This window comes from Brevibacterium sp. LE-L (assembly GCF_050214925.1).
In the GTDB taxonomy this organism is placed as follows: Bacteria; Actinomycetota; Actinomycetes; order Actinomycetales; family Brevibacteriaceae; genus Brevibacterium.
Map to the genome: position 1 here is coordinate 774,652 of NZ_CP189759.1, position 15,925 is coordinate 790,576.

At 63.6% G+C, this 15,925-nt stretch carries 11 protein-coding genes and 1 pseudogene; 6 read left to right on the forward strand and 6 right to left on the reverse strand.

From position 1 onward, the window contains the following. Positions 1 to 49: 49 nt before the first annotated feature. Positions 50 to 1,480, forward strand: a complete 1,431-nt coding sequence (locus ACQE2J_RS03395) for an APC family permease (protein ID WP_240689821.1) — start codon at positions 50 to 52, stop codon at positions 1,478 to 1,480. 258 nt (positions 1,481 to 1,738) lie between these two features. After that, a complete protein-coding gene (locus ACQE2J_RS03400) occupies positions 1,739 to 2,134 on the forward strand; it encodes a universal stress protein (protein ID WP_135540072.1) in 396 nt (131 codons plus the stop codon). A gap of 214 nt (positions 2,135 to 2,348) precedes the next feature. On the opposite strand, the gene ACQE2J_RS03405 is transcribed toward ACQE2J_RS03400, so the two are convergent. The 5 genes and pseudogenes from ACQE2J_RS03405 to ACQE2J_RS03425 all read right to left on the reverse strand — a co-directional run bounded on the left by ACQE2J_RS03405 (position 2,349) and on the right by ACQE2J_RS03425 (position 6,665). After that, on the reverse strand, positions 2,349 to 3,509 hold the full coding sequence (locus ACQE2J_RS03405) for an NAD(P)/FAD-dependent oxidoreductase (protein WP_135540107.1): 1,161 nt from the start codon (positions 3,507 to 3,509) through the stop codon (positions 2,349 to 2,351). 201 nt (positions 3,510 to 3,710) lie between these two features. After that, positions 3,711 to 4,088 (reverse strand): annotated as a pseudogene (locus ACQE2J_RS03410) (IS3 family transposase); the annotation flags it as partial. A 170-nt stretch (positions 4,089 to 4,258) separates the two neighbouring features. After that, positions 4,259 to 5,653, reverse strand: a complete 1,395-nt coding sequence (locus ACQE2J_RS03415) for an IS1380 family transposase (RefSeq protein WP_426937074.1) — start codon at positions 5,651 to 5,653, stop codon at positions 4,259 to 4,261. Positions 5,654 to 5,784: 131 nt separating this feature from the next. After that, positions 5,785 to 6,351: an IS3 family transposase gene (locus ACQE2J_RS03420; protein WP_426937075.1), complete on the reverse strand. Its 567-nt coding sequence runs from the start codon at positions 6,349 to 6,351 to the stop codon at positions 5,785 to 5,787. Next, positions 6,348 to 6,665, reverse strand: a complete 318-nt coding sequence (locus tag ACQE2J_RS03425; protein WP_426936732.1) for a transposase — start codon at positions 6,663 to 6,665, stop codon at positions 6,348 to 6,350. Before ACQE2J_RS03425 ends, ACQE2J_RS03420 begins: the two co-directional genes overlap by 4 nt. A 619-nt stretch (positions 6,666 to 7,284) precedes the next feature. Between ACQE2J_RS03425 and ACQE2J_RS03430 the strand changes: the two genes are divergently transcribed. From ACQE2J_RS03430 to ACQE2J_RS03445, 4 genes are all read left to right on the forward strand, one after another. Next, complete coding sequence (locus ACQE2J_RS03430; RefSeq protein WP_426937076.1) at positions 7,285 to 9,603, forward strand: DUF222 domain-containing protein; 2,319 nt, start codon at positions 7,285 to 7,287, stop codon at positions 9,601 to 9,603. 201 nt (positions 9,604 to 9,804) lie between these two features. Beyond that, positions 9,805 to 10,893, forward strand: a complete 1,089-nt coding sequence (locus ACQE2J_RS03435; RefSeq protein WP_135539236.1) for an MsnO8 family LLM class oxidoreductase — start codon at positions 9,805 to 9,807, stop codon at positions 10,891 to 10,893. 470 nt (positions 10,894 to 11,363) lie between these two features. After that, complete coding sequence (locus tag ACQE2J_RS03440; protein WP_240689716.1) at positions 11,364 to 12,455, forward strand: C40 family peptidase; 1,092 nt, start codon at positions 11,364 to 11,366, stop codon at positions 12,453 to 12,455. Positions 12,456 to 12,614: 159 nt separating this feature from the next. Further along, entirely contained in the window at positions 12,615 to 12,788 is a 174-nt protein-coding gene (locus ACQE2J_RS03445; protein ID WP_167854397.1) for a hypothetical protein, read from the forward strand. 33 nt (positions 12,789 to 12,821) lie between these two features. On the opposite strand, the gene pepN is transcribed toward ACQE2J_RS03445, so the two are convergent. Continuing rightward, complete coding sequence (pepN, locus tag ACQE2J_RS03450) at positions 12,822 to 15,881, reverse strand: aminopeptidase N (protein ID WP_135539234.1); 3,060 nt, start codon at positions 15,879 to 15,881, stop codon at positions 12,822 to 12,824. Between the last annotated feature and the right edge of the window lie 44 nt (positions 15,882 to 15,925).

The following is a 15,925-nucleotide window of genomic DNA, read 5'->3' on the forward strand; positions in this document are numbered from 1 at the left end:
AGGGCAGCCAGATCTGCGGCACAGTGGCCGCAGCGGACACGGAGGAATCGTGAGCGATAAAGAACCCACGACCACAATCGACCCCGGTGACGGCCCCCAACCCGAGACTCTCAAACGGGTCATGGGGCCGAAGCTGCTGCTTCTGTTCATCGTCGGTGACATCCTCGGAACCGGTGTCTATGCGCTGACCGGCAAAGTAGCCGGGCAGGTCGGCGGTGCCGGTTGGGCGCCGGTGATCCTCGCCTTCCTCATCGCGCTGATCACCGCGTTCTCCTATATGGAGCTCGTGACGAAGTATCCGCATGCCGCGGGTGCCGCGCTGTACACGCACAAGGCGTTCGGGATCCATTTCGTGACGTTCCTCGTCGCCTTCGCCGTGCTCAGCTCCGGAATCACTTCGGCGTCGACGGCGTCGAATGTCTTCGCCGCGAACCTCGTGGCCGGTTTCGGCTGGGACATCTCGGGCACAGGGGTGATGTGGATTGCCTTGGCCTTCCTCACCCTCATCGCACTGATCAACCTCCGCGGTGTCGGCGAGAGCGTGTGGTTCAACGTGTTCCTCACCCTCGTCGAGCTCTCCGGTCTGCTGCTGGTCATCGTCGTCGGATTCTTCGCTCTCGGTTCGGGGCATGCGGACTTCTCCCGCGTGATGATCTTCGAGACCGCCGGCGACAAGAGCGTCTTCCTTGCAGTGACCGGCGCCACGGCGCTCGCCTTCTTCTCCATGGTCGGCTTCGAGGACTCGGTGAACATGGTCGAGGAGACGAAGGACCCGCGGGTGTTCCCGAAGATCATGCTCTCGGGTCTGACGATCACCGGCATCATCTACGTGCTGGTCTCCATCGTCACCGTCGCGGCCGTGCCGATCGGTGTGCTCACCGAGAGCGAGACTCCGCTGCTCGAAGTCGTCCGCGAAGGCGCCCCGGGGCTGCCGATCGACACGATCTTCCCTTTCATGACGATGTTCGCCGTAGCGAACTCGGCGCTGATCAATATGCTCATGGCCAGCCGTCTGCTCTACGGAATGGCGAAGCAGAATGTGCTGCCGCCCGTATTCGCGAAGGTCATGGCCGGCCGTCGCTCGCCGTGGGTGTCGATCATCTTCACGACGCTCATCGCCTATGCGCTCATCTTCGCGGTCAGCACGATCCTTCCCGAGTCCGTCACCGCGTCGTTGGGCGGTACCACCTCGCTGCTGCTGTTGGCGGTGTTCGCGGTCGTCAACGTCGCCGTGCTCGTCCTGCGCCGGAATCCGGTCGATCACGACCACTTCACAGCGCCGACGATCCTGCCGTGGATCGGCATCATCACCTGCGCGTTCCTCGTCGGTCCGTGGGCCCGCCTCGACGACCTCATCCAATATCAGATCGCCGTGGCGCTCGTCGGCATCGGCGTCGTTCTGTGGGTCGTGACCTGGTTGTGGAACCGTTCGACGACGGGCACGAGCACCCGGTTCCGCAATCCCGAAGAATTGACGTGAATCCACCTCTTCGCCGAGGTGGCCCCACCGTCCCGCATCGTCGAGGCGGCCCCGCCGTCCCGAATCGCCGAGACCACGACGTCGGGTGGGGCCGTGACCTCGGCGGTCGGGAGCGGTGATCGTGCCCTCGACGGTCGCCGTGATCATCGAAGAGCGGGCGCGGTTGCGGACTGTGTCATGGTGACTCGATATCCTGGGATGGTGGGTTACCGACCTGCACGCTCGGATCTGTTCAGCTCAACCCAACGAAGGTGAAAAATGACTGTTCTCGTCGGCTACGTCAACAACCCCGCCGGACATGCCGCCCTCGACGCCGGCATCGCACAGGCGAAGAAGGACGGCAAGGAGCTGGTCGTCGTCAATGCGTCGCGGTCGGTGCAGCACAATGATTCCTACCGCCTCGGCGATGGTGAGCTCGCTTCGGTCAAGGACTACCTGAGCAAGTCGGGCGTGGAATTTCGGGTGCTGACCCTCGGCAGCGAATACGATCCGGCCGAGCAGATCCTCGACACCGCCACCGAGGTGGCCGCCGAGCTGATCGTGCTCGGAACCAGGAAGCGGACCCCGGTCGGGAAGTTCCTCCTCGGATCGACGATTCAGAAGGTCATCCTCGACGCTGCGGTGCCCGTGCTCTGTGTGAAAGCTGCACACTGAGGTCATAGGCAGGGGGCGTTGGGCTCCTGCGACCGATGTGTCGGCCGTGCGGGTGCTTGCGTGCGCCCGAGCGCGGGCCGCACGGCGCGAATGTCTGCTCGTTGCATGCGGCTCCGGCTTCCGCCGTGCACGTTTCCGCGCGTATTTGCATGCGGCTCCGGTTTTCGCCGCGCACGTTTCCGCGCGTCGTTGCTGTTTCCGCCGGGCCGGTGGGTCAGTCGAGCGATTCCATGATGAGGTCGGCGTTGACCTGAGCACCGGTGAGCACGCCGCTGGCGGCACTGGCGACGACCATCGCCGAAATGTCCGCGCCGTTGCCCACAGCCCACACGCCCGGAACATCGGTTTGGCCTCCCATCTGCGTGGGAATAAAGCTGCCCATTCCGCTGGGATGTTCGACGACCTCGCCGCCGAGCTGGGTGAACAGTTCGGCATTCGCCCGCGCATATGCGCCGACGGTGAGCGCGTCGAAGACGATTTCGTTCGCCGCGTCTGTCGCGCCTGCCGCGGCAGCGTCTGCTGTCTCCGCCGCATCGACGGTGCCGGTGGTGGCCGCACCGGCGACGTCGACGGTGCCGACGATGTCGTCGTTGTCTGCGGTGTCGGACCCGGCGAAGGCATCTGCCGGCTCCAGCGAAACGACGGATTCGGCACCGACACGGGCCACCTCGGTGACGGTTGCGTCGACGTACTCGATCCCGAGCGATTCGAGCATCGCTGTCTGCTGCGCATCGGGTGCGGGCGCATCGTGGCGGATGAAGGTCACGCGGTTGCTGAGCTGGGAGAACAGCATCGCCTGATGGTAGGACATGGCGGTCGATCCGATGACGCCGATGCGCTGCCCGCGCACCTCGTAGCCATGGCAGTAGGGGCAGTGGAGGACTGTTTCGCCCCAGCCCTCTGCGAGGCCCGGGACGTCCGGCAGTTCATCGCTCGACCCGGTCGCGATGATGATGCGGCGGGCCGAGATCTGTGCCCCCGCCGAGGTGGTCAGTTCGAAGCGATGGCCCGGGGCCGCCTCGTTGAGGCGATCGGCTTCTCCGGTCGCGGTGTCGGTCGGTTCGAGCCTGCGCACGTCGGCGACGGTCGCGTCGATGAAGGTGACCCCGTATTCCTCCGCTTCGGCGCGGCCCTTTGCGATGAGATCGCGCGGGTTGATGCCCTCATTCCCGAGGACATTGTGAGCATGAGCGCTCGACTCGTTGCGGAGCTGACCTGCGTCGATGACGACGACGGAGCGCAGAGATCGGGCCAACGCGATCGATGCGGCGAGCCCACCTGCGCCTCCGCCGATGACGGCGATGTCGAAGGACTGTGCTGCAGATGCGGACTGAGCGCTCGGGGAGGATGCGGCGGGGGAGTTCGGGACGGGCATGGCGGGGGATGCTGGGTCGGACATGGCGGCGGAAGTTGGGGCGGACATGGCGGGGGAAGTTGGGTCGGACGGGCGGGAATTCTCGGGTGAGGTCGGTGCAGACATGATGCTCCTGAACGGTGGTGGGTGGTCGAAACGCCGAGGCGGTTCGGCCGAGGTTTGGACTGTGTCAAGTTGTTTCGACAGGAGAACACTATTTCCTCAAGCAGCCCGGTCGGCTGCCGATGATTCCGTCTCGGTGCGATCGAAGAACGACTCCATCGCCCGGGCAGGGATCTCATAGCCCAACGCCGAGTGACGCCTCTTCCGGTTGTAGAACACCTCGATATACTCCGCGACCGCCAGCCGTGCCCTTGCGCGAGTAGCGAATCGCTGACGATGGAACATCTCATTCTTCAACGAAGCGAAAAACGCCTCCGCGACCGCGTTGTCCCAACACACCCCAGTCCTGCCCACTGACAAGCGAACCTGCATCAATCGTGCGACTTCCGCATACTCCGCAGAGGTGTACTGGCTGCCTCGATCCGAATGCGCTATTGCGCCCTCGGCAACGTATCCGCCCTGGTAGGCGACCTTAAGCCTTGATCCACCGATCTGCTTGATGTCCGGTGGCCCACTCGAATTTGAGCTTGGGCACGATGAGTGGGCAGGAGGTAGTGTCCCGGTCTCTCACCGGTCTCTTCCACATTGAGCCTCCCAGAGCCTCCTCCATGACTGCGGTCTCGGGCCCCCTTTCAAGGGCGAATTGGTCAGGTCGACATTGTCCGGGGTGGTCCCAACGCCGATTGCCATAACCGGGAGAACTCCGTCGCCCACGGCCAGGCTCTGGGCAGGTGCAGGATCAGTTTCCTGGCCCGGTGAGCAATCCGAGCCGGAACCCCGATGATCCGTGTCCGCAGCGTCTGGGCGCGCACTTTGCTCATCCTGCCACCGATGAGTCCGGCCGCAGCCCGCATCAGGTTGTGAGTGATCGCTGCGATCGCGACCCAGGCGGCGTTGGCGTTGAACACCCCGGAGGGCATATGCGCCAGCGCCCCGTTCTTCAACTCCGCATTGATCTGCTCGATGATCGCGTGCCTGCGGTGCATCTGGTCAGCAGCGACAGTGTCGAAACGATCCCGGTCGATGGTGGTGAAGAACGCGTGGTACCGGTACAAGTCGAACAAGGGGTCCTGTCCGGCAGTGCGTTTGGTCTCGTTGAGCTCCGGGATGCGGCGGACGACCAAGCGTCCGGGGGCGTGCAGGGACTTCTTCTTCGAGGTGAATGCGGTGAACGGGACCTCGGCGACTTCAGCCTTGCTGATCCAGGCCCTGGAGTCTTCGTCGTAGATTGCTTCAGGGTATTCGATGCCAGTCCATGCGTCGTCGCTGATCGTTCCGATCGCTGCTTTGACCTTCTTATCCATACGCACGGTGATCGACACATGAGCCCCGGCATCGTGGGCGGCTTTGGCCACTTTTGAGGAGTAGTACGCCGAATCAGCCCTGACCAGGACCGGGAGGTCGGAGTTGATTCGGGCCGTGGTGGCCAAAGCGTCGGAGACGAACTTGTCAGCACCCCGGGCTGACGAGGTCGAGCCTTTGCGCAGACGCTGGCCGACGATGATCTGGCTGGAGTCGCGGGTCGAGGCTGTGGCCAACAGCGTGTTGAGTCCACGACTGCCTTGGTAGCCGAACCCGGCTCCCTGCTTCGACGCGGAGTGAACATCGATGACGGTGTCGTCGACATCGACGAAGATCATCGAAGTCTGTGCCGACTCCTGGTTGGTGGGCAGCAGTGGTGTGTGTTCGTTGAGGTTGGTCAGGAAGCGGGAGGAGATCGCGTCGAGTTGCCGAACGTGGCCGAAGGCGAACGAACGCAGAAACGAACCCAGCGTCGAAGGGGCGTAGACACGGTCGAACAGGTGTGTCATGCCGCCGTGGCGGAGAAGGTTCATGTCATCGATCGAGTCAGCCCCGGCGGCCATCCCCGCGACCAGTGTGGCCAGCTTCGCTGCTGGGTTCGCGCCTTTATCAGCGCCGGTGGTCGACACGGTCAACCTGTCGTCGGCGAGGTCTGGCAGGCCGGCTTTCTGGGCGAGGCCCATGATCGGGACCAGCCCGGTGGTCGCGGTGAGGTTCTCATCATCGAAGGAATGAGACACAGCCGTGGGCGTGTGATTGAATAGCACCTGAGAGGTGCCCCTTTCTTGGCCGGGAATGTTGACTTAGAACATCACCATTTTCCCAGCTCAGGAGGGGCATTTCCATTCCACGAACGGCTTGATCCGGCTACTTACATCGGTGGATCAAGGTTAAGAGCATCGATGATCAGACTCGTGCGCATATGCTTCGCCGTCGCCCACCCCACCACCATCCGGGTCGTGAGATCGATGACCGTGGCCAGGAACAACCACCCCTCACCCGTCTTCAGATAAGTGATGTCGCTGACCAGATGCGTCGTGGGTACCGGCGGGTTGAACTCCCGCCGCACCAGATCCGCCCTGTCCTGGGCATCGGCGGCAGGGATCGTGGTTCGCTTCGTTGCCCGGGGTTGGACACCCGCGATCCCGAGCTCGCGCATGATCGCAGCGACCAACCCCAGCGAAACGGTGATCCCTTCGGCTGCGAGATCCTTGTGGATCCGGCGAATGCCGTAGACCTTGTTCGACGCCAACCACAGGGCGTAGACCCGGTCGGCGACGATCTGGCGGCGACCACGCCTGGACTCAGGGTCCGGTTCGGTGTCCTGCCGGTTCTTCCACGCATAGTAGCCGGTGCGCTCAATTCCCAGAATCTGGGTCATCAAGGTGACGGGGAAGGCGCCTTCTTCGGTGTGGATCAGCTCGTACTTCGCGCTCACGGCTGTTCCTTCGCGAAGAAGGCCGCGGCTTTTTTCAAGAACGCGTTCTCCTGCTTCAAACGAGCGATTTCCTTGGCCATCTCGGCCGGGTCATCACTGTTGGCGTCGGGAGCGCGTCGAGCTGATCCGGAGCCGGTTCCTTCAGTGCCAGTGGCCTTCGCGACCCACCGGCCCAGCGTCGACTCGTTGATGTCGAGGTCGCGGGCGACTTCGGCTCGGGACTTCCCGAGGTCGGTGACCATCGCGACGGCGTCGGCCTTGAACTCCGAGGTGAACTCTCTGCGGGGCCGCCGCGGGGATTGGTTGGTAGTCATGTGCAGCAGTTTCCTTTCATCGGGTTCTGCTGTCTACTCAAATCATGACACCCCAGTTTGATGCCAACTTGAGTGTGGTCCTCTTGTTCTCCGGTGCGCAAGACAATTTGCAGAAACGGCAAACTCTGCGATGCATGTGACCGTGAGCCAACGGGAACATCGCGCGGCTCGCACCGGGAAGCGACTGGTGGAAGCTCCTGCGGCGGGGCCGCGGCTGGATGGGTACGGGGCGGTTGCTGTGGTTGGCGAGATGCGGAGCGGTTGCTGTGGCTGGATGGCTACGAAGCGATTGCTGTGGTTGGCGGCTGGGGTTCTCATGTCAGGAGCGACCCGTAGGCTGAAGCCACTCGCTCGACGGTGGACCATGGCAATGGGCGGTCATGAGCAGCAACGGGCGACGGTGAGCAGCGGCTGAGGTGAAATGACAGCAAGATCCACGAATCTCAGGTCTCACGACTGCTTCGCACATGAACATCGCTGACGCGTTTGAAATCGGACATACTCGAACATCAAGAAAATAATCTCAAATAAATCGTACTTAACTATGGACTCCGTTCGATTCCGGGATTAGAATATAAGTAGCCGAAGACATCAACGATGATGAACGGACACAGAGAACATGGCTCTCATCCCCGACCGTAGGCACGAAAATCAGAGCGACGATGCAGCTCAACCAGCTGCCTCTGACGCGCACAAATCCGATTCCCCAGCACCCACACCCCCTGGAGAGAAGAGCACCTCCGGCCAGACCTATCGGGAGCTTCTTGAGCAGGCCGGTCTCGACCTGACCGGACACCCGCTTGCCGACCGCTTCGATGCCATCGCCGAAGAGCCGGATGAGTCCGATCCCGACGACGCAGCCTCGGCCTCGAGCCAGTCGACGCTGCAGGGAAGCGACTTCCGCGAAGGAGAAGGTCTGTGGACACGCAGGCGCAGCCGACCCCAGACCGAAGCGGAGGTCAAAGCGTGCATCGAGGAGATCGAAGCGCGCCAGGCTGCGTGGATGAAGAAGAAACGCGAAGAAGGGGAGACCCCAGAGCAGCGTGCAGCGCGAGAAGAGCGCGAGGCGCGTGAGGAGCTCGAAGCGGAGCGGCTTCGGGAGGAACTCGAGCGCGAAAGCGCGGAATTGGACGCTCGTTTCGCGCGGTTCGACGAACAGAAGCTGCGAGAACAGGAAGCCGATCTCGCGGCGGAAGCGGAGCGCGCCGAGCGACACAGGGCCGTGGCAGAAAGCCTGGCGGTGGAGAACGCAGCGGTTGAGGCCACGGGAGCCGAGGACACAGGGACCGTGAACTCCGGCGGGGCAGCGCACCCGCACCCTCTGCTCGACGACTATCGCTGGTCGGACCTCAAACACATTGCTCCTGAAGTCACCGACAGCGCCGAAATGCTGCAGAGCCTGCTGGGCGAACTCCATGATTTCACCCGTCCCATGGGTCCTGACGACGCCGTGATCATGCTCGACGGCCTTGAGACGCTCAATCGCCTGACCGAATCGCTGTCGGTCGTCACACTGTCGATATTCGAGCGGGTCGGGACTCCCCGCGACTACGGAGCCAAGTCGACACGGGCGCTGGTCCAGCACCGCCTGAACGTGTCCTCCCAGGAGGCCTACCGCCGCACCCACCTTGCCGAACACCTCGGTAAGCGCACTGCCATGAGCGGAGAATCGATCGAGCCTGAGTTCCCGACGCTATCGGCGGCTCTGCGCGATGGCATCCTGTCCTCCAACCAAGCGTCGACGATCATCAAATGCCTGAAGAGTCTGTCGCCGAGGATCTCCGAAGACGATCGGCTCAAGGCCGAACGCCTGCTCGTGGAGAAAGCGCCGTCCGTCCGTGTGCGCGACATCCACGCTCTCTTCGAGGAGATCCTCGGCTGGATCGACCCCGACGGGCAGGAACCCAAAGACACAATCGACCGGGAGGACTTCAACGTCAACCTGCGCCAGCTCAAGGACGGAACCTGGACTCTCAAGGGTCGCCTCGACGCAGAGACCGGTGGAGTCCTCAACGGGCTGCTCACCTCGCGGATCAAAACCGACGACAAGTCGGACATCGACAACGACGGGCAGGCCACCGGAGGCGACGACGCGACGTCCAACGACGGCGCCACCGACAACGACGGCGTCACCGAGACCGACAACGGCGGCGTCGCGACCGGAGGCGACGCCGACACACCCGACAGCGACCAGTCCATCGTGGACACCTTCACCGAGGTTCTGCGCGGAGACCGCTCCGATTGCCGAGACCCCTCGCTCGACTTCTCGCCGCCGCAGGTCAGCGAAACCGGAGAAGCCCCCAAAGGAGCAGGAGTGCGCGAAGACGGCTCACTAGTCTCAATGGCCGAACAGCAGCCGAGCGTGCGTCGCCGCATCTACGAACGCTTCTCCAGTCTCATCGGCGGAATCGAGATGAACCGCATCAAGGCCGGCGCTGCCTACGCCCTGGTCGTCACGGCCAAGGCCGAGGACCTTGCCAAGCAGACCGGCAAAGCGGTGACCGGAGCCGAAGCGCCATTCCCGATCACCTCTGCGGCACTCGAAGGGCTCAACGGCTCGGTCTTCTTTCACCTCATGGGAGAGAAGGCCAAGTCGATGGCGCTGGCAACCGAACGACGATTGGCAACTGAGAAACAGCTGGCTGTCCTCGCCAGTCGCGACCAAGGATGCACCTTCCCCGGATGCGACACTCCTCCCGGCTGGTGCGAAGCCCACCACATCGTCCCGTGGGCCGACAAAGGCAAGACCGACGTCAACAACCTCACCTTGGTCTGCTCGGCTCACCACCACCTGATCGACAAATCCGATTGGTTCTGCATAACGCTCTTGGATGGGCGACCGGCGTGGGTGCCGCCGGCTTCATTCGACCCCGAAAGAAAACCGATCCTCCACGCCCGCTTCATCGCGCGCGAGATCGGAGAGACCCTCTTCGGGTGAGCGCCGGCGGCGAGTCGGCCGGACGCCTGCCTTCGCGTCGGCCGATATCCGCCCCGGGGGCGTTGCCGGAAACGGCGACCGCTGGACCGCTGGGCTGCTCGACTGCTCGTCCGCTCGACCACTCGAGTGCTCGTCCGCGCAGCCGATGTGTGCTCCTGCCCACGAGCGGAATGAACCCGCAGCGGACACTGTTGCTTCGATATGAAGCTTTCCATCCTTGACCTCATCCCTGTTCGCACGGGACAGACCACCGCAGACTCCTTTGCCGCGTCGAAGCAGATCATCGAAACTGCCGACAGGCTCGGGTTCACCCGCTACTGGGTTGCCGAGCATCACAACATGCCATCCATCGCATCGACGATGCCCGGGCCCGAGCTCATGTATCTCGGTCAGGGAACCGAACGCATCCGCCTCGGATCCGGCGGAGTCATGCTTCCCAACCACGCGCCCCTGGCCGTGGCTGAACTCTTTGCTCTGCTTTCCGCAGTCTACGGCGATCGTATCGACCTGGGAATCGGCCGGGCGCCCGGAACCGACCCGGTCACTTCTGCGGCAATGCGCGGCCACCTCGGTGAAGGACGAATGGTCGACCGTGAGGGCAACACCATCGATCCGGTGCAGCAGTTCCCTCAGCACGTCATCGATACCCTCAGCCTGATGCAGCCTGATGGGATGCGAGTTCCGCTGCACGGCGGACGCGAACATGTACTCAAAGCAACCCCCGCCGCGGTGCCCGGCACCCAGCCGCTGCCGTGGCTGCTCGGCTCCTCCGGGTACTCGGCTCGACTGGCCGCCGAACTCGGCATGCCCTACGTCTTCGCCAACCACTTCGCCTCCGGAGCAACGACCGGCATGAAGATCTACCGCGACAACTTCACCCCCGGCAGCTACGGAGACCAGCCGCAGACCTTCGTCACCGCCAACGTCGTCGTCGCACCCACCGAAGAAGAAGCCCAGTTGCGCTCGGAGCCATTCCTGCTCCAGATGTCGCGCCTGCGCACCGGAGGGCCCATGGAGAAACTGCACTTGGCAGGCGACGACGTCCGGTCGGTCATGACCGACCGTGAGCGGATGGTCGGCGAAGAACTGTCGACCAACTGGATCATCGGTGACCCGAAATCTGCAGCCGCGCAGCTCGAGGAACTCGCCGCGCGCTTCGAAGTCGACGAAATCATGATCCAGCCGATCGCCGGAGCAATGGAAGGCGAAGACGTGCGCGAAGATCCCGGTCGAATCGAGACGATCGAGCTCCTTGCCGCAGAACTGCTCGACACAGCAGCCGAAACCTGATTCCAGGACGAAACGGATGCAGCCTGAGGTTTTTCGCCGGTCGGCTCACGTCCCTCACGTCCGATGCTCTGTGCCGGTCGGTTCACCTCCCTCACCTCCGATGCCTTGCGCCCGACGGCTGATGCCTGGCCCCTGAAACTGTTGGACTTGTATTGACCGGAGCAGAGCCTCCTCAGCAGCTCGATCCGGTGGTATCCGGCGATTCGATGCGGGGCCGAAGTCTCGGCTCCGCATCGATTCGAGCAAGTGGGCTTCAAACCGCAGGCCGATCGCGTTATCCTGTCACAGTGTCATGAATGCTGGCCGTCATCAGACAGTCAGTAGAATTGTCACCGTGCTGTGACCCGAAGCCAGTGCGATCACCCTCTTGAGGGAGACCGCTCCGGCAGCGAAAGCAGTACGCCGAGGGCGCTCGCGCAACTTCGGAGACTTCCCCCACGCGGGCCTGCAGCCCGCAGACCGAAAGAGAAATGATGCGTACCAAAATTGCTGTTTCGGCAGCACTTGGGGTCGGACTGGTTTTCGGCGCCGGTGCTCCCGCACTGTCGAGTAATCTGTCCTCGGCCGACGCCGCGAAATCATCAGGCATCTCGGCTGATGTCGTTCCCGGCCAGGAACTCGAACCGATCACCGACGGAAAGATCGAAAAGGGCGAAACGGCCTACGTCGATGTCACTGTGGCGACACTGTGGACCGACCCGAAGGCACCGCGCAAAGTGGACAAGCCTGCCCTCAGCCATCCGGTCGACCTCAAGAAGTGGAACAAGAACCTCAAATCCACCGAGGTGCGGCGTGGCCTGACAGGCAAGACCGAGACGCAGGCAACCTACGGTTCGGAAGTCACCGTCCTCGACATCAAGGGCAGCTGGGCCAAGGTCAGCGTCAAGGACCAGAAGACCCCGAAGAACAAGAAGGGATACCCCGGCTGGCTGCCGACGAAGCAACTGGTCGAGAACGACCGCTTCGGAAAGCTCCGCGATGCGCAGCCCCGCGCCGTTGTGACCACGCCCAAGAGCGAACTCGAAGGCATTGAGTTCACCAAGGACGCCGGAGCCGACGTCAGCTTCAACGTCGACCTGCCGCTCATCGCCCAAGACGTCGACGATGTTCGTGTCGCTCTCCCCGGGGGAGGGGCTGCCTGGATCGATATCGACGATGTTGACGTCTACGACGTCGGTGAGAAGCCTGAGAAGCCCAGCGGCAAAGACCTCGTGAAGACCGCGAAGCAGTTCGACGGCCTCCGCTACCTGTGGGCCGGAGTCTCCGCATACGGATTCGACTGCTCAGGATTCACCTACTCGATCTACAAAGCCCACGGCATCGACCTGCCTCGCGACTCGGGAGACCAGGCGAAGGCCGGCAAGGCCGTGTCGTCGTCGAACCTCAAGGCCGGAGACCTGCTCTTCTTCTCGACTTCTACGGGAACCGTCCACCACGTCGGCATGTACGTCGGCGACGGCAAGATGATCCACTCGCCGAACGCGTCGAAGGACGTCTACGTCACCGATTGGAAGAAGTGGGATACGGGCAACGAATTCTCCGGAGCCCGCAGGATCCTCTGACCCCGAAGCCAGCAGCCGGACGGTTCGGTGCTGCTGACAGGCTCACAGATGGCCGGTGCCCCGCGATGGGGCACCGGCCATCTGCGTCCATGTCGAGTGCACCGGTCTGCTGCGCAGGAAGCGCGCGGAGCTGGTGTCCATCGAACGCGCGCGGAACTGGTGCGCAACGAAGACACAGAACCGGTGTACAACGAACGCGCGGAACTGGTGTCCAATGAACGCGCGGAGCTGGTAGGCATCGAACGCGCGGAACCGGTGCACTTCCAACGCACGGATGTCATCGACGCTGGAGAGCGAACGGCCGCCTCGGCGAGAACAGCTGCACGAGCGTGAGCAGGAACCCGCGGCCCGCAGCGGACCCGTGGATCAGTGACGGGAACTCTGCGTCGACTTGAGGAAGACCGCGCGGGCCAGATCGTCGCGGCGTTCGATGACCAGACGGCGCAGAGCCGCGGGGGCACCCGGGTTGGCCGCCAGCCAGGCATCGGTCTTCTCTACGACGGCTTCCTCGTCGATCGACCACTTCGGGTAGAGACCGAGCACCAGGCGCCGAGCGATCTCGATCGAATTGTCCATCCAGAAACCGAGCAGACCCGCGAAATACGCGTCGACATAGCCCTCGATGAGCGGCAGCGCGCTCGGCGCGACGAACCCGGAGATGATGGCTGAGAGCACGTCATTGCTCAGCGCACCCGCCTCGCGGATGGCCTCCCAAGCGCGGATCTTGACGATCGGCAGAGGCAGCGCAGCACTGGCCGTCTCGGCATGGAGCCGGCCCGAAGAGCTCGGATCCGACTGGTTCTCCCGCGCGATGTCCGTCTGATCCGCCCAACCGAGGCATACGAGCGCCGTGAGAGCATTCCACCGCAGCGCATGATCGTTGACGAGACCGCGGAACGGCAGCGTCGCCGTCGAATGCACGGCGCCGCCGGAACTGCCGGCACCACCGGAACCGCCAGCACCACCGGCATCACCGGCGAAACCAGCGTCACCAGAATCACCAGCACCACCAGCATCGCCATCAGCCTGGACCGGAGCCTCCGGGTACATGCGATCGACTTCTTCGCCGACGGGCACGGCGAGGATCTGACTGGCGAATCCGCGCCCCATGGCCACGGCCGAACTGTCGCTCGCGCAACGCGCCGTCCGCGAGGTCAACGCCAGCACGAGGTTCGCCAAATGCAGCTGAGCGTCGGAACCGGCCTTCGCCGCGGCCAGAGCATCGAGCGCCGCTCCCAGCAGGCCGGTGATCGCGGCATCGAAATTCCGATCCGCCACCCACTGATCGATGCAGGTCAGAGCCGTCTGACTGAGCCCGGCCATGATCCCCGCATGGCTCTCCTTGCCGAGGCTGCGAGCATAGGCCTTGAGGTACTTCTGCACCGGCATGAGCCCATCGCGGACCGCATTGTCCAAAGCCGACCACACGAGGGCCCGCGACAGGGGATCGGTGATCCGTGACGCCGAGGTGACCGCCGCCTCCGTCGACTCTGGATCCAGGCGCACACGCGCATAGTCGAGATCGTTGTAGTTGAGCAGAGTGATCACACCGGCGCTGCGCCCGATGAGCGGCTCAACCTCGGCGGATTCCGTGGAGAACTCGAACCGGAACGTATCGAGCGGAACGATCTCCCGCCCCGACCGACCGAGCGTGGCGATCTCGAACGTATGCGGGCGCAGCAGCGCCGCACCCTCGGCCGAATCGGCCTGAGTGATGATCGCACCCGTGATCGTCTCCGACCCAGACCTTCGCCGAGGCGGCTCGACCGTGGACGCGGACGCCGAGTCAACGCCGGCACCGGCAGACCCGGAATCGTTCTCGACCGAACTCGCACCGGCTTGGCCGGCACCGGCATCGCCGGGGCCGCGCAGCCGGGCCCCCGTGCTCGAGGACACTCGCATTCGGGACCCCGTGCCATACGCATCAGCCCCCGCGCCGTTCGCGTCAGGCCGGGTTCCCACTCCTGCCGAGGAATCACCGGCCGACGACGCATCGGACGTGGTCAGCTGCAGGGACAGCTCGGACACCCCGGACGTGCCCAGCCACGCGCCCGCCCAGTTGGCGATGTCACGGTCGGGAGCCGCCTCGGCGAGGCATTCGAGGAAGTCCGCGAGCTCGGTGTTGCCGTACTCGAACCGCTTGAAGTACAAGCGGGATCCGGCGAAGAACGCCTCCCGGCCGACGAACGCAACGAGCTGCTTGAGCACGGACGCGCCCTTGGCATAGGTGATGCCGTCGAAGTTGAGCTTCGCGGCCTCGACATCGGGGATGTCGGCGACGATCGGGTGCGTTGTCGGGTAGAGGTCCTGCGTGTACGCCCACGCCTTGCGCCGCAGGGCGAAGGTCACCCAGCCGTCGGTGAAGCGCGTGGCCTCGGCGAGTGCCAGTCCGCCCATATAGTCGGCGAACGACTCCTTGAGCCAGAGGTCGTCCCACCATTTCATCGTCACGAGATCGCCGAACCACATGTGCGCCATCTCGTGGAGGATGACGTTCGCGCGCGATTCGTATTGGGCGTCGGTGACCTTGTCGCGGAAGATCAGGCTGTCGGTGAACGTCACCAGTCCCGGATTCTCCATCGCCCCGAGGTTGTACTCGGGGACGAAGATCTGATCGTACTTGCCCCACGGGTAGGGGTAGTCGAATTCGGAGGTGAAGAAGTTCAGGCCGGACTTCGTGATCGAGAAGATGTCGTCGGCATCGAGATGATCGACGAGGCTGGCCCGCGTCCACGCGCCCAGCTGCACCGTCTGCCCGGTGCGCGGATCCTTCCATTCGTCCCGCGCGCCCTCGTACGGGCCCGCGGTGATGCAGGTGATGTAGCTCGACTGCGGGAGAGTCGGCTCGAAATGGTGGGTGACGACTCCCGCCGAGGTGGAGTCACCGGTCTGTCCCGTGCGCGGTCCCGGCCCCGGTTCCGTGCTCGCCTCGCCGCGGTTCGACAGGACCTGGAAATGGGCGGGCGCGGTCACGGAGAAGATGAACTCGGCTTTGAGGTCGGGCTGATCGAAGTTCGCGAACACTCGCCGGGCATCGGTGGGCTCGTACTGCGTATAGAGGTAGACCTTGCCGTCGGCAGGATCGGTGAAGCGATGCAGTCCCTCGCCCGAAGTCGAATAGCGAGCCTGCGCCTCGATGGTCAGGCTGTTGCGGCCGGCGCGGACGGGGAACGTGACACGAGCACCGTCGAACACCTCGGCGGGAGGGAGCATCTCACCATTGATCTGCACAGAGGTGACGGAATCGGCGATGAGGTCGATGAATGTCGAATCGACGAAACGAGCGGTGAAATCGACGACGGTGCGGGAGAGGTAGGTCTGGTCATCGGTCTCGGCGTTGCTGACATCGATGTGAACGGTGTACGTATCGACTTCGAGCAGCTGTGTCCGATTCTGCGCTTCGTTTCGGGTGAGATTCGTTGTCATTCAATAGCCTCCTCGGCGGACAGACTTTAGCATGCCATATTTCC

Bases quoted from the DNA above. Each gene is read 5' to 3' on its own strand.
- ACQE2J_RS03425 (WP_426936732.1), bottom strand. From the start codon at position 6,665: ATGACTACCAACCAATCCCCGCGGCGGCCCCGCAGAGAGTTCACCTCG.
- ACQE2J_RS03400 (WP_135540072.1), top strand. From the start codon at position 1,739: ATGACTGTTCTCGTCGGCTACGTCAACAACCCCGCCGGACATGCCGCC.
- pepN (WP_135539234.1), bottom strand. From the start codon at position 15,881: ATGACAACGAATCTCACCCGAAACGAAGCGCAGAATCGGACACAGCTG.
- ACQE2J_RS03430 (WP_426937076.1), top strand. From the start codon at position 7,285: ATGGCTCTCATCCCCGACCGTAGGCACGAAAATCAGAGCGACGATGCA.
- ACQE2J_RS03435 (WP_135539236.1), top strand. From the start codon at position 9,805: ATGAAGCTTTCCATCCTTGACCTCATCCCTGTTCGCACGGGACAGACC.
- ACQE2J_RS03405 (WP_135540107.1), bottom strand. From the start codon at position 3,509: ATGCCCGTCCCGAACTCCCCCGCCGCATCCTCCCCGAGCGCTCAGTCC.
- ACQE2J_RS03440 (WP_240689716.1), top strand. From the start codon at position 11,364: ATGATGCGTACCAAAATTGCTGTTTCGGCAGCACTTGGGGTCGGACTG.